We start from the raw sequence: 24070 nt of genomic DNA on the forward strand, positions 1-24070 counted from the left end.
CAATATAAATAAAAAAGAGACTGATTTTCAACAGTCTCTTTTTCATTAATCAACGCGGCTAAAATTAGCAACATCTGCACTGATATTTTCAATAAATTCTTCAAGCGGAATAACTTTTGTTTCTTTTGAGCCATAACGACGAATGTTTACAGTTCCATCAGCTTGCTCTTGGTCTCCAATAACGATTTGATATGGAATTTTGTGTGTTTGTGATTGACGAATCTTCCAGCCCATTTTTTCATTGGCTTCATCAACAACAACGCGGAATCCTTTGTCTTGGAGTTCACGTTGAATTTTCCAAGCGTAATCGGCATGAATTTCATTATTTACTGGGATAATAGTTGCTTGAGTTGGAGCGAGCCATGTTGGGAAAGCTCCTTTATAAACTTCGATAAGGTAGGCAATGAAACGTTCAAGTGTTGAGATTACGCCACGGTGAATCATTACTGGGCGATGTTTTTCCCCGTCAGGACCAATATATGAAATGTCAAAGTTTTCAGGATTAAGGAAGTCTAACTGAATAGTTGAAAGCGTTTCTTCATTACCAAGTGCAGTTTTAACTTGAATATCAAGTTTAGGACCGTAAAATGCCGCTTCTCCTTCTGCTTCAACGTAGTCAAGATTCATGTCATCCATTGTTGCTTTGAGCATGGCTTGAGATTTTTCCCACATTTCATCGTCTGGGAAATATTTCACTGTATCTTTAGGGTCACGGTAGCTGAGTCGGAAGCTGTAATCATTGATTCCAAAGTCACGGTACATGTCCATAATCAATTGAAGAATTTTACTAAATTCTTCTTGAACTTGTTCTAACATGACGAAAGTATGACCATCATTCAAAGTCATTTCGCGGACACGTTGAAGTCCTGAGAGTGCTCCTGATTTTTCATAACGGTGCATCATCCCAAATTCGGCAATACGAATTGGGAGTTCACGATAAGAGTGAACATGATGTTTATAGATAGCAATATGGCTTGGACAGTTCATTGGACGAAGTTCCATTTCTTCGCCATCACCCATATCCATTGGTGGATACATATCTTCATGGTAATGTTGCCAGTGACCTGATTGTTTATAAGTATTAAGGTTCATCATGACTGGTGTGATAACGTGTTGATAACCATTTTTCACTTCTTGGTCAACGACAAAACGTTCAATAATTCGACGAATTGTTGCTCCAGCTGGGAGCCAGTAAGCAGTTCCTGCACCAAGTTCTGCGTCATTAAAGAACAGGTCAAGTTCACGACCAAGTTTACGATGGTCACGTTCTTTTGCTTCTTCACGAAGTTTAAGATTTTCTTCTAATTCTTCTTTTGTGAACCAAGCTGTACCGTAAATACGTTGCATCATCTTGTTATCAGAATTACCACGCCAGTAAGCACCTGCAACATTGAGAAGATGGAAAAATTTGATGACACCAGTTGATGGAACGTGTGGGCCACGACAAAGGTCAGTATATTCACCTTGGGTATAGATAGTAAGTCCACCTTCATCTTCATTGTGTTCTTCAATGAGTTCGAGTTTGTATGGATCATTTGCAAAAATTTCTTTTGCTTCTTCTTTGCTTACTTCTTTACGTTCTGATTTGAAGTTTTCTTTGACAATTTTCTTCATTTCAGCTTCGATTGTTGCCAAATCATCATTTGAAATTTGACCGGCTTCGTTATCTGTATCGTAATAGAAACCATCTTGAATAGCTGGTCCAACACCCAAGTGAATATCAGGGAAATGGCGTTTTGCTGCTTGAGCAAAGAGGTGAGCAGCTGAATGTCGTAAAATTCCGAGTGCATCTTCATGGTCTGGTGTTACAATTTCAAAGTTGCTATCTTCATTGATTGCTCGAGTGGCATCAATTAATTTTCCGTTGATCTTACCTGCAAGTGTTTTTTTGGCAAGACTGGGTGAGATTGATTTAGCGATTTCAAATGTTGTTACGCCCGCCTCAAATTCTTTTACGTTACCGTCTGGAAATGTTATTTTGATCATTTTATGTGCCTTTCTTTAATCTTTTTTAGTTTGAAATTACTGACAGGATAAACTGATTGCTTGGAAGCAATGAATTACTTATTAAAAGTCTTGTCAATAATTTATGGAAATAAAAAAACGCAAATCTAATCCTATAAAGGACGCGATCTGCGTGTTACCACCTTTGTTCTATTTACTGACAAAATTTGTTAGGCTCCTTCTAGCAATTATTGCTTACAGAAATGCTCAATTTTTAGCTATAAAATTTCTGTCAGTAAATTTCTCTTCTTTGACGTAACGTGTCAGAGACGCTTTTCTGTTGTCCAAAAAAGAATTTAACTTACAAAAGGTCTGCAAGTAATGAGTGGTATTTTTAGCTGCCATTTTCAGGCTCGCATCAACCGCCTGATTTCTTAGAAATTTTCACTAAAAACATGTCTCTTCTTATATTGTAAAGCTTGACCTAAAATTTGTCAAGAAGGAATTATACTAAATAAAATTACTGACAGACCAAGATTAAAAGTTCTGTCAGTAATTTTTACTGACGAGTAAAAAAAGAACTCAAAGAGTTCTTTTTATATTAATGTCTTTGCTCAATATTTTGCTTTGTTTTGTAAGCAAGAAAATCGCGTGCCACATCTTTATCAAAATCATTGAGTTGTTTTATCACTTGGTTTTGAATCGTTTCAATCTCAATTTTTTCAAAAGAGAGCTCAGCAATTACTTTTTCAACGACTTTTGTTACATTATTAGCAATCATATTGGCGTGGAGCGGTTTATCTTTGTATTTACCATTGATTGCAGCTTTGAATACTGCCGTTTGAATGCGGAAGCTATCCCAGTCAACGACATGTCCATTACGTTTGATAACTACTTTATTAACTAATTTTGCTTGCATCAATTTCTCCTTATTTTTTAATCTTCTTACAATACTATTATACCAAATTTTTCGGAATTATTTAAAAGTTTCGACGATTAATACGATATTGAGTAGAGTTACAAAAGCTCCTGTTGCTAATAAGAGCCACTTTGTAAACCAAACATTTTTATATTTACCCATTACTCTTTTAGAACTTGTTAAATAAATTTGCAAAAAGATAGTAATTGGTAATTGGATACTTAAGAAAACCTGTGAATAAATTAAAATATTAAAGGGCGAAGTCACAAAACTTAAAGCGCAAATGGCAATCGTTGCTCCAATTATTGTGATTAAAACACCTAATTTACTATGTGGGTCTTGTGCATCATAAGGTTCTGCAAAGATTCCTGCAAAAATTGATCCACCTGCCATTCCTGCTGTTACCGATGAGGCTACTCCTGCAAAAAGAAAAGCAATCGCAAAAATAATTGCAGCCACTGGACCAAGGAGAGGAACGAGCATTTCTTGTGCTTGATTAATTTCTGTTACAATTCGAGGGAAAAATAAAGCCGCAGCAATGATAATAATTGCAGAATTAATCACCCAGCCTAGAAACATTGAAAAAATTGTATCAAAGAACTCGAAACGTAATTGTCTTTCCATCACCGCTTCATCTTTTAAATTCCACTGACGACTTTGAATAACTTCCGAGTGTAAAAATAGATTATGTGGCATGACAACGGCCCCTAGAGCTGACATGATGATTGGCATTGATTTTGCATCAACGAAAGGTATAACCATTCCTTTTGCTGCTTGTCCCCAATTAATATGTGGAATAATAAAAATTTCTAGTAAAAGTGCAATCCCAATCAAACTTACAAAACCAATAATAACTTTTTCAATCTTAGGATATGAATTGCTAAACAAAAACCAGATAACCAAGCCAGCCGTTAAAATCGCTCCTACAACAATAGGTAATTTAAAGAGCATTTGCAAAGCTATTGCTCCACCCAAAATTTCAGCAACTGCTGTCGAAATAGAAGCTAAAACTCCCGTTCCCAAAACCGCTCGACTGAGCCAGGGCCTAAGGTATTGGGTCGCATTTTCTGACAAACACTTTCCTGTGACAATCCCTAAGTGGGCCACATTATGCTGGAGAAAAGCCAACATAATTGTTGATAGCGTAATTACCCAAAGTAATTTATAACCAAATTGAGAACCCGCAGCAAGATTGGCCGCCCAATTTCCTGGATCTATAAATCCCACCGCAACAATCAATCCTGGTCCAACATACTTCAAAAAATCAAGGGCTGGATATTTTTTATCTTGTAAAAATCGCCTCATTTTTATCCTTTTCATTTTCACTTCCTTTTGGACAATTATAGCATGCAGCTTTTAAGAGTTCAACTTTACAAAATAAAAAACCGTCAGTAAATTTTACTGACGGTCATTAAAAATAATTGATTATTTGGCAACGATGAAACGGTCTGCATCATCCATGAAAGTTTTTTCGCCAGCAGGTGCTTCGATTGAACCAAATACAAGTTGTCCACGAAGTTTCCAGCTTTCTGGAAGATTCCATTCTTTAGCAACGGCTTCGCCAATCAATGGATTGTAGTGTTGCAAGTTAGCGCCTAAACCAAGTTCAGCAAGAGCAGTCCATACATTTACAGAAATAATTCCTGAACCTTGTTCTGACCAAACTGGGAAGTTATCTGCATAAAGAGCAAATTGTTCTTGAAGATTTTTAACAACTGCTTGGTCTTCAAAGAAAAGAATTGTACCAAAAGCCGCTTTAAATCCATCAAGTTTTGCACGTGTGTTATCCCAAGCTGATTCAGGAACACCTTGTGCTTCCATCGCTGCTTTAAGTTCTGGGGCAACAATTTCATCCCAAAGTTTATCTTGGGCATCACCTGTGAGAATCAAAAGACGTCCAGTTTGTGAATTGAAAGCTGTTGGTGAAAAACGTACAGCTTCTTTAATTGTTTCAATCACTTTTTCTTCATCTTGAACGTTTCTTCCAAGAGCGTAGATTGTGCGACGGTTTTCTAATGATTTAATGAATGACATAATAATTACTTCCTTTTTTGTTTTTATTGTTTACATATGTAATCTTATCAAATAAATTTACACTTGTAAACTATTTTGATTTAAAAAATTACTTTTTTTATAAAATAAAAAAAATCCCTATTTGAAATAGGGATAAATTTATTATTTAGTACCGAACAAACGGTCTCCAGCATCACCAAGACCTGGGACAATATAACCATGTTCATTAAGTTTTTCATCCAAAGCTGCGGTATAAATTTCAATATCTGGATGTGCTTCTTGGAGAGCTTTCACTCCTTCTGGTGCAGCAACAAGACAAACAAATTTAATATTTTCTGCTTTAGCATTTCGTTTTTTAAGAGAATCAACTGCTAAAATTGCTGAACCACCAGTTGCAAGCATTGGGTCAACAAGGAAAATTTGACGGTCAGCAATATCGGTTGGAAGTTTCACTAAATATTCAACTGGTTTAAGTGTTTCTTCATCACGATACATTCCGATATGCCCTACACGAGCAGCTGGAATCAATTTCAAAATTCCGTCTACCATCCCAATACCAGCACGTAAGATTGGTACAATCGCTAATTTTTTACCTGCGATTTGTTTAACCGTCGTTTTTTGAACGGGTGTTTCGATTTCAACATCTTCAAGAGGTAAATCTCTTGATACTTCGTAGGCCATGAGCATTCCAATTTCATCAACAAGTTCACGGAATTCTTTTGTCGATGCCTCTTTACGACGCAAGATTGAGAGTTTGTGTTGAATCAATGGATGTTCTACGACTTGAAATTTTGACATTTTGATTTTCCTTTCGCTAGATCCCTTTGCTAAGCAAAGTTCAGATTTGTAAACTGCCTTTAAAAGGCAATTTTGCTAATTTTAGGCAAAATTTTTTAGAGCCTAGCAAGTTCGCTATTCTCTAAAAGCATTTTTTCTATTTTACCACTTTTTTGGTCTTTTTGGGAGGAATAAGATGAAATTTAAAAAAATTTAAATTTTTCGTCTTTTATTCTTTATTTTTTCTTAATTATCATATTTTTTCAAGACCATTTTAATTAAAAATGGTGCTAATACAGTTGCTAAAATAATCACGATAACCAGCTCCGAATAAACTTCATCTGTGATAATGGCACTCGTCAGACCAATTTGAGCCACAATCAGGGCCATTTCCCCACGTGAAATCATTCCTGTTCCAATCAACATACTCTCACCAGTGCTTAATTTACTTGCTTTTCCAACAAAATAGGCGGGAAGAAATTTTGTCAAAATTGCTAAAAGGGTAAAGAGTAAAATTATCCAAGGATGATGAATTAAACTATCGAATTGAACAGATATGGCGATAAGAACAAAGAATACTGGGATAAAAATAACATAACCGATTGCTGAGGTATATTCTTCAATCTTATGACTTACCTCTGTTTGTGAAATAGCAAGTCCTGCAAAGAAACTACCTATCACCGCTGACATTCCTACGCTATCAGCAAGTAGACTTAAGCCCAAACAAATAATCAAGGCAACAATCGTATTTTTGTTGGCAATGGGTAGTTTTTGGACGAATTTCCAAAATCTTGGAATAAGCTTATGCACAAGAAATAAAAAGGCAAAAAAGAGAAGTTCAAGCAAAAATTGGAAGAAAAGATGAGAACCAGAACCACCATTTTTAAAACTAGTAAAAATTGATAAAATCAATACAGCTAAAATATCATCAACAACTGCAGCTCCTAGAATAATCGAACCTGCACGTGTGCTGAGCTTGCCATATTCTTGCAAGACTTCAACCGTAATTGACACTGAGGTCGCGGCAAAAACAATCCCATAAAAGAAACTGGTCGATATTCCGTAACCAAAACCAAAAGCAACAAGTCCAAAAGCAATTAATGGCACAATCACACCACCAACTGCAACTAGCATTGATGCTTTAAAATTTTTCTTTAGAACAGTTAAATCACTCTCAATTCCCGCTAAGAACATAAGTAAGATAACTCCAATCTCAGACATTACTTCTAGGACATGACCACTATGAACCAAGCCTAAAACTGATGGAGCAATCAAAATCCCAACAAGCATTTGTCCAACGACAGCCGGAATTTTAAGACGTCTTGAAACAAGGGTAGCAATTAAAGAGGCAATTAAAACAATTGTGAGTTGTAAAATATCATTCATAAGTTGATTTTAACATATTTTTCATTCTTAAAAACACATTTTCGACTAAAATCCTTAAATTTTAAATGTTTCTACAAGTCGTTTGCTTGCTTCTTCAATCAATGAGAATGGTGCTGCAGCATTTAATCTGGCATGAGCTTGTCCGGCTTTTCCAAAACTTATTCCTTTATTTAAAATCACACCTGCCTCTTCTGCTAATTTTTCATCCAATACCTTATCTTCTAATTGATATTCAGAAAAATCAAGCCAAATCAAATAGGTTCCTTGAGGTTTCATTACTTTGATTTTTGTTTTTTGATGAAGTTCTGACTCAATATAAGTGATATTTTTTTCAAGCACATTTTTGAGTTCATTTAACCATTCACTTCCATTTTCATAAGCAACTTTGGTCGCTAGCATTCCTAAAGTGCTAATTTCTTGTTGATTATTTGCTAGTCTTCTTTGTAAGTATTTTTCACGTAAATCTTGGTTTTCAATAATTGCATAAGCGCATTTCACGCCAGCAATGTTAAAACTTTTAGTGGCAGAAGATAAAACAACTGAAAAATCTTTGAAGTCTTCTGAAAGAGTGTTAAAGGTCTGGTGCTTATGACCAAACAACGTTAAATCTTGATGAATTTCATCAGAAACAACAATCATATTATGCTTTTTACAAATTTGGCCAAGTTTTATCAGTTCTTCTTTCGTCCACACGCGCCCGCCAGGATTGTGAGGGTTACAAAGAATATATAATTTCACGGAATTTTCAACAATTTCTTTTTCAAGAGCTTCAAAATCAATTAAAAATTCCCCATTTTTTTCAATCAGTTTATTTTCAATGAGCTTTCGATTATTTAGCTTAACTGTTCTGGCAAATGGTGGATAAACAGGTGTGTTTATTAAAATAGCATCATTTTCTTTGGTCAATGCTTGAATGGCCAGGCCAATTCCTGGAACAACTCCTTCAACCAAAATTAAAGCTTCTTTAGAAAAGTCATACTGATGTTGATTTTTTTCCCAATTTTGAATGCTTTTAATTAAATCTTCTTCAACATAAGCGTATCCATAAACTCCATAGTCTGCGTAATCATGGATACTTTGTTTTATTTCTGGTAAGGCAAGAAAGTCCATATCAGCCACCCACAATGGAAGTTTATGAGGATTCTCTTTTATTTCTTGCCATTTTACAGAATTGTGGTCAAGTCGATTTGGAATGGTTGTAAAATCATATTTTGTCATTTTTATACTCTCTTTTTTCTTTTTGTCATAGGATAGCTGTCACTGCTTTAGCAGTTTACAGATCTGCTAGTAGTTCCATCAGTAAAAAATTTACTGACAGAACATATTTTAGCACTTATGGATATTCTAATCGTTTCATCATAGGATAGCCGTTGGCGCTTCGCCCTGTCGACAAGTGCTTTAGCACTTAGTTGGAATGGACAGCGTAGTGCGTAGCATGTAGATAGCACTTACAGATATGCTAGCTTGTTCATCAGTAATTTTTTAATTTTCTAAAGCTTCTTTGAGATCTTCTATTAAATCGCGAACATCTTCTATCCCGATTGAAAGACGAAGCAAATCATCTGTTAAACCATAACTTTCTCTAATCTCAAGTGGAATATCATGGTGAGTTTGCGCTGTTGGATAAGTGATTAAAGATTCAACACCTCCTAAGCTTTCAGCAAAGGTAAAAACGCTCAAGTGATTTAAAATATCAGGAATTTTGTTTTTGTCAATAACTTTTAGAGAAATCATGCCACCTAATCCTGGGTAAAGTACTTCTTTTACTGACGGAAGTTTTTTTAGGAAAGTCACAATTTTTTGGGCATTTTTAGTTGCCCTCTCCATTCTGAGACTTAAAGTTTTCAAACCTCGCATGACAAGATAACTGTCAAAAGGAGAAAGAACTGCTCCTGTGGTATTGAGCTGATATAATAACTTTTCATAAAGTTCTTCATCATAAACAATGACCGCTCCAGCCAAGACATCATTATGTCCTGATAAATATTTTGTCGCCGAATGAATCACTAGATCCGCACCCAATTCTAATGGTTTTTGATAAATTGGGGTATAAAAAGTATTGTCAACAATCACTTTTGCATGATATGCCTGTGCTTTATTGGCTATTTTTTCAATATTATATTTAACCATCATTGGATTTGTCGGTGTTTCAATATAAACAATATCAGTATTTTCATCTATTAGCTCAAGCATTTCTTTTTCGCTTTTAGCATAGGAAAAGCAAAATCGTCCCTCTTTTTCTTGTTCATCAAACCACCGAAATGAACCACCATACAAATCTCGACTGGCAACGATTTTTGAACCGATTGGAAAAACTGAAAAGGCCAAGACAACTGCAGCCATTCCTGACGAAGTTGCCAGAGCAAATTGTCCTGATTCAATTGAGGCAAGTGCTTCTTCCAACGTTGCTCTTGTTGGGTTTTTGGTTCTGGTGTAATCAAAGCCAGTCGATTGACCAAATTGTGGATGTTGATAGGTCGTTGAAAAATGCAAAGGACTGACTAAAGCTCCCGTTGCCTCATCTTGATGAATTCCGACTTGTGCCAATAAAGTATCTAATCTTTTATCCATAAATTTCCTCATTTTTTAACTCATTATTTTTTCTTTTGCTCTTTTTGATTAAAATCATAATTTTCTTCATTCAAGTGTTGACTCAGACGTTCTCCTAGATAAGGCGTTCCTTGATAAACCGCATAATTCAACCAATTTGAAAAAAAGAGGGAAGCTGCTGAAGCCCAGGTGATTTTTGGCTTGTTTCTATCATTATTTTCTGGAAAATAATTTTGTGGAAGATTGGGTTTCAATCCTTCATCTTTATCTCTTTCATATTCCCAAGCCAAAGTTTCACGGTCATATTCTAAGTGGCCAAAAAGATAGATTTCACGTAAATTTTTCTTCGCTAAAATTGAAAATCCAGTTTCTTTGGATGTTGACAAGACTTCTAAATCAGGAATCTTTTTTATTTCTGATGGATTCGATTGGGTATATCGCGACTGTGGATAATAAAAAGACTCATCAAATCCTCTAAATAATGGATTTCTAGGTTGCTCTACCGAGCTTTTGTAAATACCACACAATTTTTGCGGAAGATTTTCTTTAGTTACACCATAGCGAGCATAAAGTGCCGCTTGTGCCCCCCAACAAATATGCAGACTTGAATAGACATGACTTTTAGACCAGTCAATAATTTTCAAAAGCTCACTCCAATAGTCTACTTCTTCAAAGTTTAACTGTTCAACTGGAGCTCCTGTTACAATTAATCCATCGTAATATTGGCTTTTAATCTCAGAAAAAGATTTATAGAACGCTTCTAAATGTGCTTGTTTCGTATTTTTAAAATCATGAGAGGTCATATATAAAAAGTCAACATTAATTTGCAGTGGAGTGTTTGATAATAATCGTAAGATTTGTCTTTCAGTAATTAATTTACGCGGCATGAGATTGACCACTAGCAAATTTAAAGGACGAATATTTTGATTCTTCGCTCGCTCACTGTCCATAACAAAAATATTATCCGCCCGCAAATCCTCAATCGCGGGCAGACCTTTAATCACTTTTACCGGCATAAATTACTCAACTTTCAAATAGAATTAGACTCAATTATAGCCCTTCGTGTTTTTTTTGCAATAGTCTCGTATTTTAATTCTGTGATGGTCTAATTTAAAATTTTTAATCTTATAATAAAACTTGCCTAAGGCAAGTCTCAATTTGTATTTTATTTATTTATAATTCGAGCGATTATTTTATCATAGATCACTCTCATTTCTTTTTCTGAGGACATTTCAGAAAATTTTTCTAGAGGAATCCAGGCTAATCCTTCTGTTTCAGCTGTATTCTTCTGAAGCGAATCACTTTCATTTGCTTCAAATAAAAAAGTAACATTAAGATGAATATGGGCACTGACATAACCATATTTTCTGTGATGATGTCCAAAAACAGGCAAAGCTTCAATTGAAATTGGCTTTTCTGAAAGTTTTTTAAAAGTTTGCAGTCCCGTTTCTTCTTGGACCTCTTTTACCGCTACAGCTAATAAGTCAGCATTGCCATCAGCATGACCGCCTACCCAACCCCAACTTTGATAAATCTTATGATAAATCCCTAAAATTTTATCATGACTTTCATTCAAAACAAATGCACTTGCCGTAAAATGTGCAATAGAAGACCGATTCAAATTTTTTTCATCAGCTGCAAAATCTCGAAAAACTTTATAATCTGTTTCTTCTTGCTGCCCTTCTGGTACAAAATCCTCTAATAATTTTTCTATTTGATTTTTCATTTTTCACCTCACAAAATTATTACAATGATACTCATTAAAATTAAAGAAATAAACATAGATAAACTTATTGTTAATCCAGCTAAGGCCTTATCATTTCCAAGTTCTATAGCCTGAATCATATGCAAAAAGGACATTGGGCAAAAGAAGATTAATAAAAGAATTTCTTTTATTATGGCTGGAAATGGAAGGAAAAAATAGACCAAACTAGCTAAAATAAAAGCTAATAAATAGCGCCAAGTCAATATTTTTATGACAAGTTTTAATTTTCCCTTTGGCAGACGAAATTCCATAAAAAGCCCAATCGTAAAGATAGATAAAAGGGTATTAGCATTTGCTAAGGGGCGAATTGGAATCAGCCATCCATCCGGAAAAGATAGGCCGAAAATAGCTAAAATAAACATAAAAATATAAACAACAAAGGGCGGATTACGAAATAAAACACCGAATATTTCTTGTAAGATAAAGCCGTGTTTCTTTCTACCACTTGAAAGTTCAACAATTGCTTGAGTTGTTCCTGTCACCATTAATGAATTTCCCATGTCAAACATGGCAAGAAATGGAATTGCCGCTGGGAAAAAACTAGAAACAAAAGGAATTGAAAAATTTCCGATATTATAACCTGACAAATCAAACATATAAAGCCCACGCTCTTCAACAGTAGCTTTTCGTCCAATTAATTTTCCTAGAAAAACTAAAAGAAGATTAGAAAAAAGTCCCATAAACATCAAAATAAAAAAAATATTAGAGAGTTTCGTATGATTGACCCCAATTAAAATTGTTGCTGGCAAGGTCAGATAAACAACCATTTTTGAAGTCAATGCTCCGTCTTTTTGATGAAGAATTCCAATTTTCTTTAGTAGGAGAGCTAAAAATAAAACAAGCATGATACTCAAGGCGTTGAGAAGAATTGTGGTCATTATTTTGCTTTCTGTCAGTTGTTTTTTATTCTGTCAGTAATTTTGTAACTCCTAATTTTACTGACAGTCTGTCTCAATTAATTCTAGCATTTTTTTAAGCAAAAACTCCCGTAAAAATACGAGAGTCTTGTTTGATTATTTAATTTCAATGCTATATTCACAAGAAAATTTTCCTTCTGGTGCCAATTGATTAATTCCAAATTTGTTGGTAATATCTCCATCAGTATTTTCATCATCAGCAATTCCACACCAAGGTTCGATACAAACAAAGGGTGCTTCATTTGGATAAGGTGACCATAAACCAAAATAGGGCATATTTTTCCATGTTAGGCTGACTCCGTGGTCATCCAATTTATTGGTCAATGAAACTTTCATCTCCTTTGATGAAGTATAAACCAAAGCATCTTTATCAAAAAGTGCTCTTGTTAATGGGAGTTGACTGACTTGACTTTCAACTCTTTCATCTAATTTCAAAGTTCCTGACGGTGGATCAAGTGGAATAAATGTCCGTTTTTCATCTGGTGAAATTGTCAATTGGTAATCTTCAAAAGTTCCATTTTTTAAAGGAACATTGAAAGCTGGGTGAGCCCCGACGCCAAAAGACATAAATTTTTCGTCTTCATTTTTCACTTCATAACGAACTCTAATTTTATTGTCTACTAGCTTATAAGAAACACGGAAAACAAAATGAAAGGGGTAGTGATTCAAGCTATCTTCGTTGTCACGAAGTTCAAAAACAAGTTCATCAGCTGATTTCTTAATTAATTCAAAGTCATTATCACGTGCAAAACCGTGTCCACCCATTTTATAAGTTTTGTCATTATAACGATATTCCCCATTTTTCAATTTTCCTACGATTGGAAAAAGAACAGGAGCATGACGTCCCCAAAATTTTGCATCTGCTTGCCACAAATATTCAATATTATCATGTTGAATAGAATGCATTTCTGCTCCAAAAGTATCCACAACAACATTTAAGTGGTCATTTTTCAAAGTGTAATTCATAAAAAACTCCTTATATTTTTTTAACTTCCTCTATTTTACCATTTTTACTGACAAAAATTTCTGTCAGAAAAAAAACCGTGCAAGCACGGTTTAATCTTTTCTTGGTTTATAAAAATTACGATTAGACAAAGCCCAAACGCGTTGGCTAAATTGGCCTGGGTCAAGCGTTTGAGTCGCCGTAGTCATCATCATCATATTGGCATCCATAACATCAATTTGATGAATCATTTCTGCTTCCATAATTTGCGGACGGACAGGGCTACCATATTCCAACTCCCCATGATGGCTCAACAAACAATGACGAAGCATTAATAAATCTTCATTGTCATCATCAAATCCAAGTTCAATGGCGGCTTTACTTACTTCTTCATCAATCAAAACAATGTGCCCCAGTAAATTTCCACGCAAAGTATAAGAAGTATTTTCCGCACCTGTAAACTCTAAACATTTTGCCATATCATGCAGTAAAACACCGGCAAACATCAAATTTTCGTTGAGTTGTGGGTAAACTTCGCAAACTTTTTCCGCTAAATGAAGCATGGTGGTTGTATGGAAAGCAAGACCTCCTTCAAAAGCATGGTGATTAGTTTTTGCGGCAGGAAATTCATAAAATTCTTTATCAAATTTTTTCAAAATCGTACGTACAATTCGATTTAAGGTCGCATTTTCAATACGAAAAACGATTGACTGAACATATTCACGTAAATCTTTTTCTTGAACAGGAGAACTTTCTCGGTAATCATGAGGTTGATTGGGTTCACTATCTGTTGCCAAACGTAATTGTATTTTATTGACTTGAGGCATTCCATTATAAAGTTCTTTGAGGGCCTTCATATGTACGACACGTCCTGCTCTAAATTGTTCAACCGCCTTAGGATTTGCATCCCAAATATTTCCGTTGATTGTTCCTGTCCGGTCTTGAAAACTTAAAGCCAAAAAGTCTTTTCCTGCACGAGTTTGACGCAATTCAACTGATTTAATCAGATAAAATCCTTCAAAATATTCGCCAATTTCTAAGTTTTTAATGAGCACCATGTTTTCTCCTTTAAGATGTGAGAACGAACATTAAGAAGTGATGAAAATTTTGGTTCTGAATACAATCCAGCTTCTATTTCACGCGCTTCTACGAGTCCAAACTCAGTTAAATAAATTTGCAGGGGCGCTTCATTTCACCAAAGAAATAAATGTTTTTCTTTCTTACGTCCCACTTTTATATATTAATTTCTTATCACTTTTTAAGAGCGACTTCTTTAGTTATCGAACTTAAAATAGAAAGAGTAGTTTATTCATTATCTATTCCTAGAAGTTCACTACTTTTACTATTATCAATTTCGTTGATATTCCGTAATTTACGATTCATCACATTTGTTCTTGTGGTGATTAGATTGCTAATCTCTTTTTCAGATTGTTGCAGACGTTCTTGAACTTTTTTCAGTGAACCTTCAAACTTACCAAATTCTGTTTTGACAGCACCTAGTAGCTCATAAACTTCAGCTGATTTTTGTTCGATTTGCAAAGTTTTAAAGCCCATTTGCAAACTGTTCAAGACGGCTGTCATTGTCGTTGGCCCTGTCACATTGACTTTATAGTCGCGACTGATTTGTTCATAAAGTTCAGGATTATTGACCACTTCCATAAAAAGCCCTTCAGTTGGTAAAAACATGATGGCAAAATCTGTTGTTTTTGGTGGAACAATATATTTTTCACTGATTGATTTGGCTTGAGCTTTGACGGCATTAAACAATGCTTTTCTTGTCTTATCAATTTCCAGACTGTCATTAGATTCTAAAGCCATTTGCAAGCGTTGGTAATCTTCCATTGGGAATTTTGAGTCAATTGGCAATAAAAGCTCTGAATCATCGGATTTTCCAGGTAAAATCAAAGCATAATCAACTGCATTGCCCCCTTGAATATTAACTTGTTCGCGGTACTGACTACTTGTAAACATTTGCTCTAAAATTCGACCTAACTGAATTTCACCAACAATCCCACGTGTTTTAACACCTGTCATTACCTTTTGTAAGCTGTCCACATCGCTGGCAAGATTTCTCATTTCGCCCAAGCCCTCTTCCACATTTTTCAAATGTAAAGTAACCTGTTCAAAGGATTGCGAAATTCTGCGATTCAATGTTTCTTGCAACTTTTCATCGACCGTTTCTTGAATCTGACTCAATCTTTTATCATTTGAATCTTGTAATTCTTTAAATTTATGGTCAAATTTGGCAGTAATTGACTCTGTCAGCTCTGACAGTTTACTAACCGTCCTATCAGTAGATTCTATCAAACTTACAGAAATTTTTTCTAATTTTTGCTCATTTGAGTTTTGTAAATCTTTAAACTGCCAATCAAACTTACTATTGATATTTTCTGTCAGCGCCGAAAAATCATTATTGACCGAACGTAAACTACTAGAAAGTTCCTGTCTATTTTGCGCAAGTTGCTGATTAATGTCTGAGCGCATTTCCGATAAATTTTGATTAAGATAATTTAACTGATGACTCGTATTTCCTTTGTCAGTCTTTTTGAAAAAATTGGCAAGGGACAGTAAAATCAAAAGTATAAGTAATATAATAATTATGACTTCCATCTTGATTTTTTATTTTCCTACATTTCTAAAAACTTTAAACCAATTCCCAAATGTTACTGACAGAAAAGCTGTCAGTAACATTTTGAGAATTTTATAAATTTACACGAAGTTTTTCGATATTTTTCTCAACTTCACCATTAAAAATAAATGACCCTGCAACAAAAACATTGGCTCCGGCAGCTTTAGCGACTTTAATTGTTTGATCATCAATTCCACCATCGACTTCGATTTCAAAATTAAGCTTTTTGTCAGTTCGAATTTGAGCGAGCTCCCGCACTTTATCCATCATTTCAGGAATAAATTTTTGACCCCCAAAACCAGGATTGACTGTCATTACTAAGACCATATCCACAAGTGGTAAAACAGTTTTAATCGCCTCTACAGGAGTCCCAGGATTAATAACTACCGAAGCTTTCATGCCAGCATTCTTAATTTTTTGAAGCGCTCCATGAATATGATGAGTTGCTTCAACATGAATACTCATGCTATCAGCTCCTGCCTTTGCAAAATCCTCCACATATTTTTCAGGATTTTCAACCATCATGTGAACATCGAAAAATAAATGAGTTTGCGCGCGAAGTGCCGAAACAACACCAGCTCCAAAGGTCAAATTATCTACAAAATGTCCGTCCATTACGTCAATGTGTACAAGATCAGCTCCAGCTGATTCTAAACGTTTCACATCTCTTGCAAAATTTCCAAAGTCTGCTGACAAAATTGATGGAGCAATTTTATTTTTCATTTCTATCCTCTCTCTAAATAACTCGAATTAGTAATTTATCTTTTGAAACTAAAAACACTTATTCACCACTATTTTCTGATGATTCATCATGAAGTTCTTCTTTAATAATTGTTTTCCAAGATTCGCCCTCACGTTTGTGCTCTACAACGGTTGCCGCACGAACCCCAAGCATAATTGCTAAGCCTAAAGCAAGAACGGTCAAGAAATTCATCACAAAGGCCAGACTTCCACTTTTGAAGACAAACATTTCTAAAATTTGGCAAATAAGCGCAAAAATAACCGCTAAAAAAGCTTCTGTTTTCAATCTTTTTTTCATTTTTCTTTGTCCTGTGAACTCTCTAAATCTTTTTTATCCTCTTTGGGCTGATTAGTTAATCCAAAAAAGACACGGTTTAACCAAAAAATAACAAAGAAAGTTGCAATAACCAAGAGGATAAATACAATAATCATCATTGTTTTTGACAAATCATTTTTAAAATAAATCGCTAAAACCCATGCTAAAACAAGAGTAAAAAAACCAGCTTGTTTCAACCAAATATTATCTTTAGCCCTGTTTTTTTCGTTTTTTCTCATAAGTTTCCCTCGTGTGATTAATTTCATCTAAAATCTGTAAATAATTATCATAGCGGCTCTCTAAAATTTCATGATTTTCTAGTGCCAGTTTAACTGCACAGCTAGGTTCATGCGTATGTGTACATTCACGAAACTTGCAATCATGACTGATTCTTAAAATTTCAGGAAAAGCAGCATTTAAATCCGGCTGATTCGTCACTTCATAGTCTAGACTAGAAAATCCTGGTGTGTCAGCAATTAAGCCACCAGCCAATTCAAAAAATTCAACATGACGTGTCGTATGACGCCCACGCCCCAGTTTTTCTGAAGTTTCTCCCGTTGCCAGTTGCATTTCTGGTGCGATTTTATTTAGCAAAGTAGTCTTACCAGCACCAGTTTGTCCCATAAAGACAGTTACTTTGCCCGCTAAATTACTGACCAAATGCTCAGCATCAAAAAAAACATCATAACCAATTTGTTCATAATCACTTTTTATCTGTTCATAATCTGTCAGCTGATTAAAAGTTTTTTTATTCTTATCTGAGCCTTCCTGAACCTCTGTCAGTAAATCCAACTTAGAAATGTAAATCATCGGGTGAATATTTTTATGCTCTAAAAAAACCAAAAAGCGGTCTAATAAATTCAAACTAAAATTTGGGCTCACTGTTGACATAATAATCACAGCTTGATCAATATTAGCAATAGATGGTCGAACTAAAGAATTTTTTCGCTCACCAATTTTTAAAATATAACCTTCTGAATTTTCCTCAGTAGAAAATTCAACAAAATCTCCCACAACAGGTTTCATCCCTTTTTTTCTGAAATTACCACGCGCACGCGTCTGATAAACTTCACCTTCTGATTCTACGTCATAAAAGCCTGCCAAAGATTTGACAATACGTCCATTTTTTATCATGTTCTCATTATACCAAAAAAAGGCTTAACTGTAAGCCTTTCATTATTTTTTTAAAGTTTATTAACTCAAAACAGTGATTTGAATATTCTTCCGTCCCCAAGCAATTGCTTGGTCATTAGTTGGAAAATGGACATCAATGATATTCCCAATAATTGCTCCCCCAGTATCACCAGCAATTGCAATTCCATATCCTGGAACTTCAACAAGTGAATTCAAAGGGATAACACTTGGGTCAACCGCAATACAAATTGGATTTTTACTTAAATCAATTCCCGTTGCTGTAATCCCATTTAAAGCATAAGCAGTTGCTTCTACATTTAAAGTACGACCACCAGAAGTTGTCGTAGATGAGCCATTGTTAGCAACATTCGTTCCTTTATCGCTTGAAGCCTGTGAACTTTGAGAATTTGATGAGCTTGAGCTTTGAGTGCTTGACGAACTTGATGAAGCCTTAGCCTTCTCTTGCTCCGCTTTTGCTTTAACCTCAGCTACCGATTTAGCCAATGCTTCATCACGAGCTTTCTGTTCTGCTGCTGCTTTTTCTTGCATTTCACTCAAAAGTTGTTTATTAGAACTAATTTTATCCTTAAGCGATGAAATACTACTTTGTAAGCTATCTACTTGTCCTTGATAGTCATTTTGGTTTTTCACAAGAGATTCTTGCGTTTCTTCCAATTTAACTTTCATTGTTTTAAGTGAAGCTTCTTTTTCTATCAAAGATTTAGCTTGGTCAGCCTCGGCTGTCAAAACAAGGTTCAGATTGGTCAAACGTGTAATCATCTCTGAGAGATTTTTTGATGACGCAACGACATCAATATATGAGAACGTAGCCCCACCATTTGATTGTACTGCTCGCATTTGTTTTGCGACAGAAGCCTTGAGTTGAACAATATCATTTTCAGTTTCAGAAATTTTACTTTCAAATTCTGTGATTTTGCTCTTAGTTTGATTAACTTTTTGTTGAGCTTCTTGCGCTTGACTATAAATCTTATTCGCTTGCGCTAATTTGCTATCGAGTTCTGTTTGGAAGTTTTTAAGTTCTTGGTTGACTTCCGTTTGAGAGCTCTCAGCATTTACCTTTGTTACTCCTAAGAGATTAGATGGTAGTACTGACAAAATCATCAGTAAAGCTCCCACAAGTATTCCAACTTGTTTTATTTTTTTAGGAATTAAATTCTTCATACTTTGTCTATTCTAACATATCCCTTCAAGATTTTAATTGCAATATCTTTACTAAGATTAACATAATTTTAAAACAAATACAAAATGACACTTCCACAAGAGTCACTTAACTTATTGAAAGCAAATTTTCATTCGCTTCTTTATTATTTATTTACAAAAAAATCTCTATCAGTAAAATACCAATAGAGATTTTTACTGACAGTTTTTTTGTCAGTACTTTTTAAATTAACGGATTTCTATATCCAATTTTTCCACAAGATTTTTTGTAATTTTATTGACCGCAGCCGTAATTTCATCATCTGTCATTGTATTTTCAACAGGTTGGAAAGTGAGACTGTAAGCCATTGATTTCTTACCAGCCGGTAAGTTTTTGCCTTGATAAATATCAAATAACTCAACTTGGCTAAGTGTTTTGACACGACTTGATTTAATGACAGAAACAATTTGTGCATGTGTAACTTCAGCATCAATCAAAAGTGCGATATCACGGTGAACAGCTTGAACTTTCGGAATGTCAGTAAAGATAGTTTGAGCTGGTAATTCTTCAAGCATCACTTGCATATCAAGACCAGCAACATAAGTTTCTGCAATATCGTATTTTTTAGCTGTCGCCGGATGAATTTGTCCTACAAAACCAGCCATACGACCATTAATTTTAATGACAGCAGTCCGTCCTGGGTGCATCGCTGCTTGATTATTGCTTGGAATAAATTCTACTTCTTTGTATGCTTCGAGAAGGTTTTCCACAATTCCCTTAGCATAGTAGAAATCAACAGGAACAGCTTGCCCATTATATGATTTATCCACAACATTTCCAGAAATAGCAAAAGCAAGGTTTGGTACTTCTATCGGACGAATATCATCTGGATTTGGTAAGAAAATATTGCCGATTTCATAAATTGCCACATCAGTATTTTTACGATTCTGATTGTAATTTACAATATCCAAAAGTCCTGGAATCATGTTTGCACGAAGTGTTTGACGATCTTCGGTCATTGGCATCATAAGCGTTGTTGTTTCAAGCTGACCCACAAATTCAGTTGCTTTTTCTGGAGTTACAAGCGAATAACCAATAACTTCATTAAGCCCTGAACTTTCAAGACCTGTTCGCACTGTACGACGAAATTTTTGCATTTGAGTCAACTCACCCACATTTTGTGAGGCAGGCAAGGTACTTGGCAAATTATCATAGCCATAAATACGAGCTACTTCTTCAACTAAATCAGCTTCAATATGAATATCCCAACGACGTGATGGAATTTCACAAGTAAATTTTTCACCGTCAACTTCAACTCCAAAGCCAAGTTGAACAAATATTTTCTCCACAGTCTCAAGAGATAAATCTGTTCCCAAAGCACTATTAACACGACTCAAAGTAATTGATACTTTTGGCAAAAGAGGTTGATAATCATTTGATTCAACAACGCCTGAAAGTACTTTTCCGCCAGCCAATTCAACTATCATTGCTGCTGCAAAATCAAGTGCCTCACGAACCGTTCCTTCATTAATTCCTTTTTCAAAACGACTTGATGCTTCAGAACGCAAAGCAAATTTTTGAGAAGTTTTACGAATTGAAGTCCCATCAAATAAAGCCGCTTCAAGGGCAACACTTGTTGTTTCGTCAGTAATTTCACTATCAGCGCCACCCATAACACCACCAAGTGCAACAGGAAGTCCATTTGCGGTAACCACAATATCAGAATCATCTAATTCACGTTCAACATGGTCTAAGGTTGTCATTTTTTCACCAGCTTTAGCTTGACGAACTAAAATTTCATCAGAACCAAATTTACCAAAATCAAAACTATGCAAAGGTTGACCAAAAGCCATCAAAACATAATTCGTCACATCCACGACATTGTTGATTGGTTTCACACCAGCATTCATCAAACGGTTTTGCAACCATTGTGGTGATTTAGCAATCTTAACCCCTTCAATCAAACGAATTTTATATGTTGGAACCTTATCTGTTTCAACTTTTACTGCAATTTTACTTGCTGCTGATTCAGAAGCTTCTACTAAATCTTTCTTTTCTAATTGAACAGGCAAACCATAAATAGCACCAACTTCCCAAGCTGCACCATGCATTGACAAAGCATCCGCACGGTTTGGTGTAATTGATAATTCAATGATTTCATCATCCATATCAAGATAAGAGAAAATACTATCACCAACTTTAGCATCCGCTGGCATCTCAAAAATACCATCCTCATGCTTCATTGGATTAATTTTTTCATCAATCCCAATTTCATCAAGAGCACAAAGCATCCCGAGAGATTCAACTCCTCGAATTTTACCTTTTTTGATTTTATAATTATCAGCAATCCGAGCACCCACAAGTGCTACAATTACTTTCATACCCACACGAACATTTGGCGCACCACAAACAATTTGCAATGATTCTTCAGTTCCAACATTAACTTGCGTGATATGTAAGTGTGTCTCAGGAATATCTTCACTTGATAAAATTTCCCCAACAACAAGTTTTGACAAACCTTCCATTGGACTTGTCACACCTTCAACCTCAATCCCAGATGTTGACATCTTTTGTTCTAATTCAGCCGATGTCGCTCTAAGGTTAGGCACCAACTCTTTTAACCATTTATATGATACTTGCATTTTATTTCACTTTCTATTCACAGTTTTTTGACTTTTTTATTTTCCAAATTGCTCTAAGAATCGTACATCTCCTTGATAGAATCCACGAATATCATTGATTCCATAACGGAGCATCGCAATACGTTCTTGACCAAGCCCGAAAGCAAAACCAGAATAAACTGAAGAATCTAAACCAGACATTTCAAGCACATTGGGATGGACCATACCTGCACCAAGAATTTCAATCCAGCCGGTATGTTTGCAGACGTTACATCCTTTTCCGCCACATTTGAAACAAGAAATATCAACCTCAACAGAAGGTTCAGTAAATGGGAAATAACTTGGACGCCAGCGTAATTCACGGTCTTGACCAAACATTTTTTTCATGACAAGGTCAAGCGTTCCTTTAAGGTCTGCCATTGTGATATTTTTATCTACAACCAACCCTTCAATTTGATGGAATTGGTGGCTGTGAGTGGCATCATCTGTATCACGACGGTAAACACGACCAGGAGCAATCATGCGTAAACCTCCTTTAGAGAAATCATGAGCATCCATTGTCCGAGCTTGCATTGGTGAAGTATGCGTACGAAGTAAAACTTCATTAGTGATATAGAAAGTATCTTGCATATCACGAGCTGGATGATCTTTTGGAAGATTCATTCGCTCAAAATTATAATGGTCCGTTTCCACTTCATAACCATCAACAATTTCATAACCCATTCCAAGGAAAATTTCTTCAATTTCTTCTTGCGTTTGAGTTAAGATATGGCGACTTCCTTTTTTCTGAGCTTTGCCTGGCAAAGTCACATCCAAAGTTTCTGATTCTAAAGCGGCATTCATTACTGCTTGTTCAATTTCCACTTTTTTAGCTTCAAATTTTGCCCCAAATTCGTCACGAAAAGCATTGGCAAGCGCGCCAATAATTGGACGTTCTTCATTAGTTAGGTCTTTCATCCCTTTCAGAATTTCAGTCAATTCACCCTTTTTACCAAGCATCACAGTTCTTAAATTATTCAGTGTTTTTTCATCAGCAACAGAGCATAAATCAGACAAAGTCCGCTTGCGAAGGTCTTCAATTTTTTCTTGTAAGTTCATTTTTATCCTTTCAACTTATGAAAAATATATATTTGTTATTAAAAAGAGATTTGAGTCAGATTTAGTAGAAAACAAAAAAATACCACAACTCTCATCTCCAAAGGAGCGAAAGCCGCGGTACCATCCTATTTTATCACTTAATTTAATTATTTAATTCACACAAAAGTCTACTTTTTAGGCTATCACTATAAATGATAGATTAAAAATAGCTTTCTTTAGTAAGGTGAACTTCAATTGCAATTCCATATTATGGCTTTCAGTCGGTGACCACAATTCCCTCAAATTTCATAGACAATCTACTCTTCTTACTTCTATGCTTAATTTTATCACTTTCATAAGATTTGTCAACTTTAAGAAAGTGTAATTTTTTATCTTGACAAAATATGAATCGTATTTTATAATAAATATATATTTAAAACATGTTTATAAAATATGTTTAGAAAGAAGGAATTTAATGAAAACATTTAAAAGCTTAGAAGATTTTGTCGGAACACACTTTATCTATACCTATGATAATGGTTGGGAATATGAACTTTACGTCAAAAACGATCATACCATTGATTACCGTATCCATGGCGGGATGGTCGCTGGCCGCTGGGTCAAAGACCAAGAAGTTTCATTAGTGATGTTAACCGAAGGAATTTATAAAATTACATGGACAGAACCTACTGGTACTGATGTTGCCTTAGATTTTCTTCCAAATGAAGGAAAATTACATGGCATGATTTTCTTCCCAAAATGGGTAGAGGAACATCCAGAAATCACTGTCTGCTTCCAAAATGATTTTATTGACTTAATGCATGAATCTCGCGAAAAATATGAAACTTATCCTAAATATTTAGTCCCAGAATTTGCAAAAATCACTTATGCTGCTGAAGCAGGCAAAGATAATGACGAAGTCGTCGCACAAGCTCCTTACAAAGAAATGACAAATGATATTCGTAACGGAAAATACTTTGACCAAAATTATAAAATGATTAAGAACTAATTTTCAAGTCAAAAAAAAATAAAGAAGAGACAAATAATATTATTTGTCTCTTCTTTATTTGAGAAATCAATAGAATACTAGCTTATCGACATTAAATAATTATCAATTTAGATTTCCTTAAATTTCGTTATATATAATAGAATAGATAGTTATTTAAAAATGAAGTTTAA

Annotated in this window: 22 protein-coding genes; 1 reads left to right on the forward strand and 21 read right to left on the reverse strand. The window is 35.0% G+C overall.

Features of this window, described 5'->3' with window-relative positions:
• Positions 1-45: 45 nt before the first annotated feature.
• The 21 genes from thrS to pheS all read right to left on the reverse strand — a co-directional run bounded on the left by thrS (position 46) and on the right by pheS (position 22912).
• The gene (gene thrS / locus QJV49_RS05310) at positions 46-1986 is read right to left on the reverse strand and encodes a threonine--tRNA ligase (RefSeq protein WP_225512843.1); all 1941 of its coding nucleotides are present in this window, start codon (positions 1984-1986) and stop codon (positions 46-48) included.
• A 559-nt stretch (positions 1987-2545) separates the two neighbouring features.
• Positions 2546-2863: an ATP cone domain-containing protein gene (locus QJV49_RS05315; RefSeq protein ID WP_004254946.1), complete on the reverse strand. Its 318-nt coding sequence runs from the start codon at positions 2861-2863 to the stop codon at positions 2546-2548.
• 57 nt (positions 2864-2920) lie between these two features.
• Positions 2921-4183, reverse strand: a complete 1263-nt coding sequence (locus QJV49_RS05320) for an Nramp family divalent metal transporter (protein ID WP_225512842.1) — start codon at positions 4181-4183, stop codon at positions 2921-2923.
• Positions 4184-4288: 105 nt separating this feature from the next.
• Positions 4289-4897: a nitroreductase family protein gene (locus QJV49_RS05325; protein ID WP_225512841.1), complete on the reverse strand. Its 609-nt coding sequence runs from the start codon at positions 4895-4897 to the stop codon at positions 4289-4291.
• Between the two features lie 141 nt (positions 4898-5038).
• The gene (upp, locus tag QJV49_RS05330; protein WP_225512840.1) at positions 5039-5674 is read right to left on the reverse strand and encodes a uracil phosphoribosyltransferase; all 636 of its coding nucleotides are present in this window, start codon (positions 5672-5674) and stop codon (positions 5039-5041) included.
• A 225-nt stretch (positions 5675-5899) separates the two neighbouring features.
• Positions 5900-7039, reverse strand: a complete 1140-nt coding sequence (locus QJV49_RS05335; protein WP_225512839.1) for a cation:proton antiporter — start codon at positions 7037-7039, stop codon at positions 5900-5902.
• A gap of 54 nt (positions 7040-7093) precedes the next feature.
• A complete protein-coding gene (locus QJV49_RS05340) occupies positions 7094-8257 on the reverse strand; it encodes a MalY/PatB family protein (protein ID WP_225512838.1) in 1164 nt (387 codons plus the stop codon).
• 264 nt (positions 8258-8521) lie between these two features.
• A complete protein-coding gene (locus tag QJV49_RS05345) occupies positions 8522-9610 on the reverse strand; it encodes a cystathionine gamma-synthase (RefSeq protein WP_225512837.1) in 1089 nt (362 codons plus the stop codon).
• Between the two features lie 23 nt (positions 9611-9633).
• Positions 9634-10605, reverse strand: coding sequence for a homoserine O-succinyltransferase (gene metA / locus QJV49_RS05350; protein ID WP_225512836.1), 972 nt, complete (start codon positions 10603-10605; stop codon positions 9634-9636).
• Between the two features lie 149 nt (positions 10606-10754).
• Entirely contained in the window at positions 10755-11315 is a 561-nt protein-coding gene (locus QJV49_RS05355) for an NUDIX hydrolase (RefSeq protein ID WP_225512835.1), read from the reverse strand.
• A gap of 8 nt (positions 11316-11323) precedes the next feature.
• On the reverse strand, positions 11324-12232 hold the full coding sequence (locus tag QJV49_RS05360) for an AEC family transporter (RefSeq protein ID WP_225512834.1): 909 nt from the start codon (positions 12230-12232) through the stop codon (positions 11324-11326).
• 135 nt (positions 12233-12367) lie between these two features.
• Entirely contained in the window at positions 12368-13237 is an 870-nt protein-coding gene (locus QJV49_RS05365) for an aldose 1-epimerase family protein (RefSeq protein WP_225512833.1), read from the reverse strand.
• Positions 13238-13327: 90 nt separating this feature from the next.
• On the reverse strand, positions 13328-14272 hold the full coding sequence (locus tag QJV49_RS05370) for a 3'-5' exoribonuclease YhaM family protein (RefSeq protein ID WP_225512832.1): 945 nt from the start codon (positions 14270-14272) through the stop codon (positions 13328-13330).
• 247 nt (positions 14273-14519) lie between these two features.
• Positions 14520-15824 carry a DNA recombination protein RmuC gene (rmuC, locus tag QJV49_RS05375; RefSeq protein ID WP_225512831.1) on the reverse strand — a complete coding sequence of 435 codons (1305 nt, stop codon included), beginning with the start codon at positions 15822-15824 and terminating at the stop codon, positions 14520-14522.
• A gap of 91 nt (positions 15825-15915) precedes the next feature.
• Entirely contained in the window at positions 15916-16566 is a 651-nt protein-coding gene (gene rpe / locus QJV49_RS05380; protein ID WP_225512830.1) for a ribulose-phosphate 3-epimerase, read from the reverse strand.
• A 58-nt stretch (positions 16567-16624) separates the two neighbouring features.
• Complete coding sequence (locus QJV49_RS05385; RefSeq protein ID WP_225512829.1) at positions 16625-16882, reverse strand: hypothetical protein; 258 nt, start codon at positions 16880-16882, stop codon at positions 16625-16627.
• On the reverse strand, positions 16879-17139 hold the full coding sequence (locus QJV49_RS05390) for a hypothetical protein (RefSeq protein WP_225512828.1): 261 nt from the start codon (positions 17137-17139) through the stop codon (positions 16879-16881). The genes QJV49_RS05385 and QJV49_RS05390 overlap by 4 nt, the downstream gene beginning before the upstream one ends.
• On the reverse strand, positions 17111-18034 hold the full coding sequence (gene rsgA / locus QJV49_RS05395) for a ribosome small subunit-dependent GTPase A (protein ID WP_225512827.1): 924 nt from the start codon (positions 18032-18034) through the stop codon (positions 17111-17113). The genes QJV49_RS05390 and rsgA overlap by 29 nt, the downstream gene beginning before the upstream one ends.
• Positions 18035-18094: 60 nt before the next feature.
• Entirely contained in the window at positions 18095-19216 is a 1122-nt protein-coding gene (locus QJV49_RS05400; RefSeq protein WP_225512826.1) for a 3D domain-containing protein, read from the reverse strand.
• Between the two features lie 225 nt (positions 19217-19441).
• Positions 19442-21835 (reverse strand): phenylalanine--tRNA ligase subunit beta, encoded by a 2394-nt coding sequence (gene pheT, locus QJV49_RS05405; protein WP_225512825.1) that lies wholly within the window; start codon positions 21833-21835, stop codon positions 19442-19444.
• A 36-nt stretch (positions 21836-21871) separates the two neighbouring features.
• Positions 21872-22912 carry a phenylalanine--tRNA ligase subunit alpha gene (gene pheS, locus QJV49_RS05410; protein ID WP_225512824.1) on the reverse strand — a complete coding sequence of 347 codons (1041 nt, stop codon included), beginning with the start codon at positions 22910-22912 and terminating at the stop codon, positions 21872-21874.
• Between the two features lie 454 nt (positions 22913-23366).
• On the opposite strand from pheS, the gene QJV49_RS05415 reads away from it, so the two are divergent.
• Positions 23367-23900: a phenolic acid decarboxylase gene (locus QJV49_RS05415; RefSeq protein WP_225512823.1), complete on the forward strand. Its 534-nt coding sequence runs from the start codon at positions 23367-23369 to the stop codon at positions 23898-23900.
• The last annotated feature ends 170 nt before the right edge of the window (positions 23901-24070 follow it).

Source organism: Lactococcus sp. NH2-7C, assembly GCF_029953655.1.
Classification (GTDB): domain Bacteria; phylum Bacillota; class Bacilli; order Lactobacillales; family Streptococcaceae; genus Lactococcus; species Lactococcus lactis.

What these genes read in the sequence shown, in the direction of transcription:
- metA (WP_225512836.1), bottom strand. Translation starts at nt 10,605, where the DNA reads ATGCCGGTAAAAGTGATTAAAGGTCTGCCCGCGATTGAGGATTTGCGG.
- rsgA (WP_225512827.1), bottom strand. Translation starts at nt 18,034, where the DNA reads ATGATAAAAAATGGACGTATTGTCAAATCTTTGGCAGGCTTTTATGAC.
- rmuC (WP_225512831.1), bottom strand. Translation starts at nt 15,824, where the DNA reads ATGGAAGTCATAATTATTATATTACTTATACTTTTGATTTTACTGTCC.
- thrS (WP_225512843.1), bottom strand. Translation starts at nt 1,986, where the DNA reads ATGATCAAAATAACATTTCCAGACGGTAACGTAAAAGAATTTGAGGCG.
- QJV49_RS05345 (WP_225512837.1), bottom strand. Translation starts at nt 9,610, where the DNA reads ATGGATAAAAGATTAGATACTTTATTGGCACAAGTCGGAATTCATCAA.
- QJV49_RS05355 (WP_225512835.1), bottom strand. Translation starts at nt 11,315, where the DNA reads ATGAAAAATCAAATAGAAAAATTATTAGAGGATTTTGTACCAGAAGGG.
- pheT (WP_225512825.1), bottom strand. Translation starts at nt 21,835, where the DNA reads ATGCAAGTATCATATAAATGGTTAAAAGAGTTGGTGCCTAACCTTAGA.
- QJV49_RS05385 (WP_225512829.1), bottom strand. Translation starts at nt 16,882, where the DNA reads ATGAAAAAAAGATTGAAAACAGAAGCTTTTTTAGCGGTTATTTTTGCG.
- QJV49_RS05315 (WP_004254946.1), bottom strand. Translation starts at nt 2,863, where the DNA reads ATGCAAGCAAAATTAGTTAATAAAGTAGTTATCAAACGTAATGGACAT.
- QJV49_RS05370 (WP_225512832.1), bottom strand. Translation starts at nt 14,272, where the DNA reads ATGGTGCTCATTAAAAACTTAGAAATTGGCGAATATTTTGAAGGATTT.
- QJV49_RS05365 (WP_225512833.1), bottom strand. Translation starts at nt 13,237, where the DNA reads ATGAATTACACTTTGAAAAATGACCACTTAAATGTTGTTGTGGATACT.
- QJV49_RS05390 (WP_225512828.1), bottom strand. Translation starts at nt 17,139, where the DNA reads ATGAGAAAAAACGAAAAAAACAGGGCTAAAGATAATATTTGGTTGAAA.
- QJV49_RS05320 (WP_225512842.1), bottom strand. Translation starts at nt 4,183, where the DNA reads ATGAAAAGGATAAAAATGAGGCGATTTTTACAAGATAAAAAATATCCA.
- QJV49_RS05415 (WP_225512823.1), top strand. Translation starts at nt 23,367, where the DNA reads ATGAAAACATTTAAAAGCTTAGAAGATTTTGTCGGAACACACTTTATC.
- QJV49_RS05335 (WP_225512839.1), bottom strand. Translation starts at nt 7,039, where the DNA reads ATGAATGATATTTTACAACTCACAATTGTTTTAATTGCCTCTTTAATT.
- pheS (WP_225512824.1), bottom strand. Translation starts at nt 22,912, where the DNA reads ATGAACTTACAAGAAAAAATTGAAGACCTTCGCAAGCGGACTTTGTCT.
- upp (WP_225512840.1), bottom strand. Translation starts at nt 5,674, where the DNA reads ATGTCAAAATTTCAAGTCGTAGAACATCCATTGATTCAACACAAACTC.
- QJV49_RS05360 (WP_225512834.1), bottom strand. Translation starts at nt 12,232, where the DNA reads ATGACCACAATTCTTCTCAACGCCTTGAGTATCATGCTTGTTTTATTT.
- QJV49_RS05400 (WP_225512826.1), bottom strand. Translation starts at nt 19,216, where the DNA reads ATGAAGAATTTAATTCCTAAAAAAATAAAACAAGTTGGAATACTTGTG.
- QJV49_RS05340 (WP_225512838.1), bottom strand. Translation starts at nt 8,257, where the DNA reads ATGACAAAATATGATTTTACAACCATTCCAAATCGACTTGACCACAAT.
- rpe (WP_225512830.1), bottom strand. Translation starts at nt 16,566, where the DNA reads ATGAAAAATAAAATTGCTCCATCAATTTTGTCAGCAGACTTTGGAAAT.
- QJV49_RS05325 (WP_225512841.1), bottom strand. Translation starts at nt 4,897, where the DNA reads ATGTCATTCATTAAATCATTAGAAAACCGTCGCACAATCTACGCTCTT.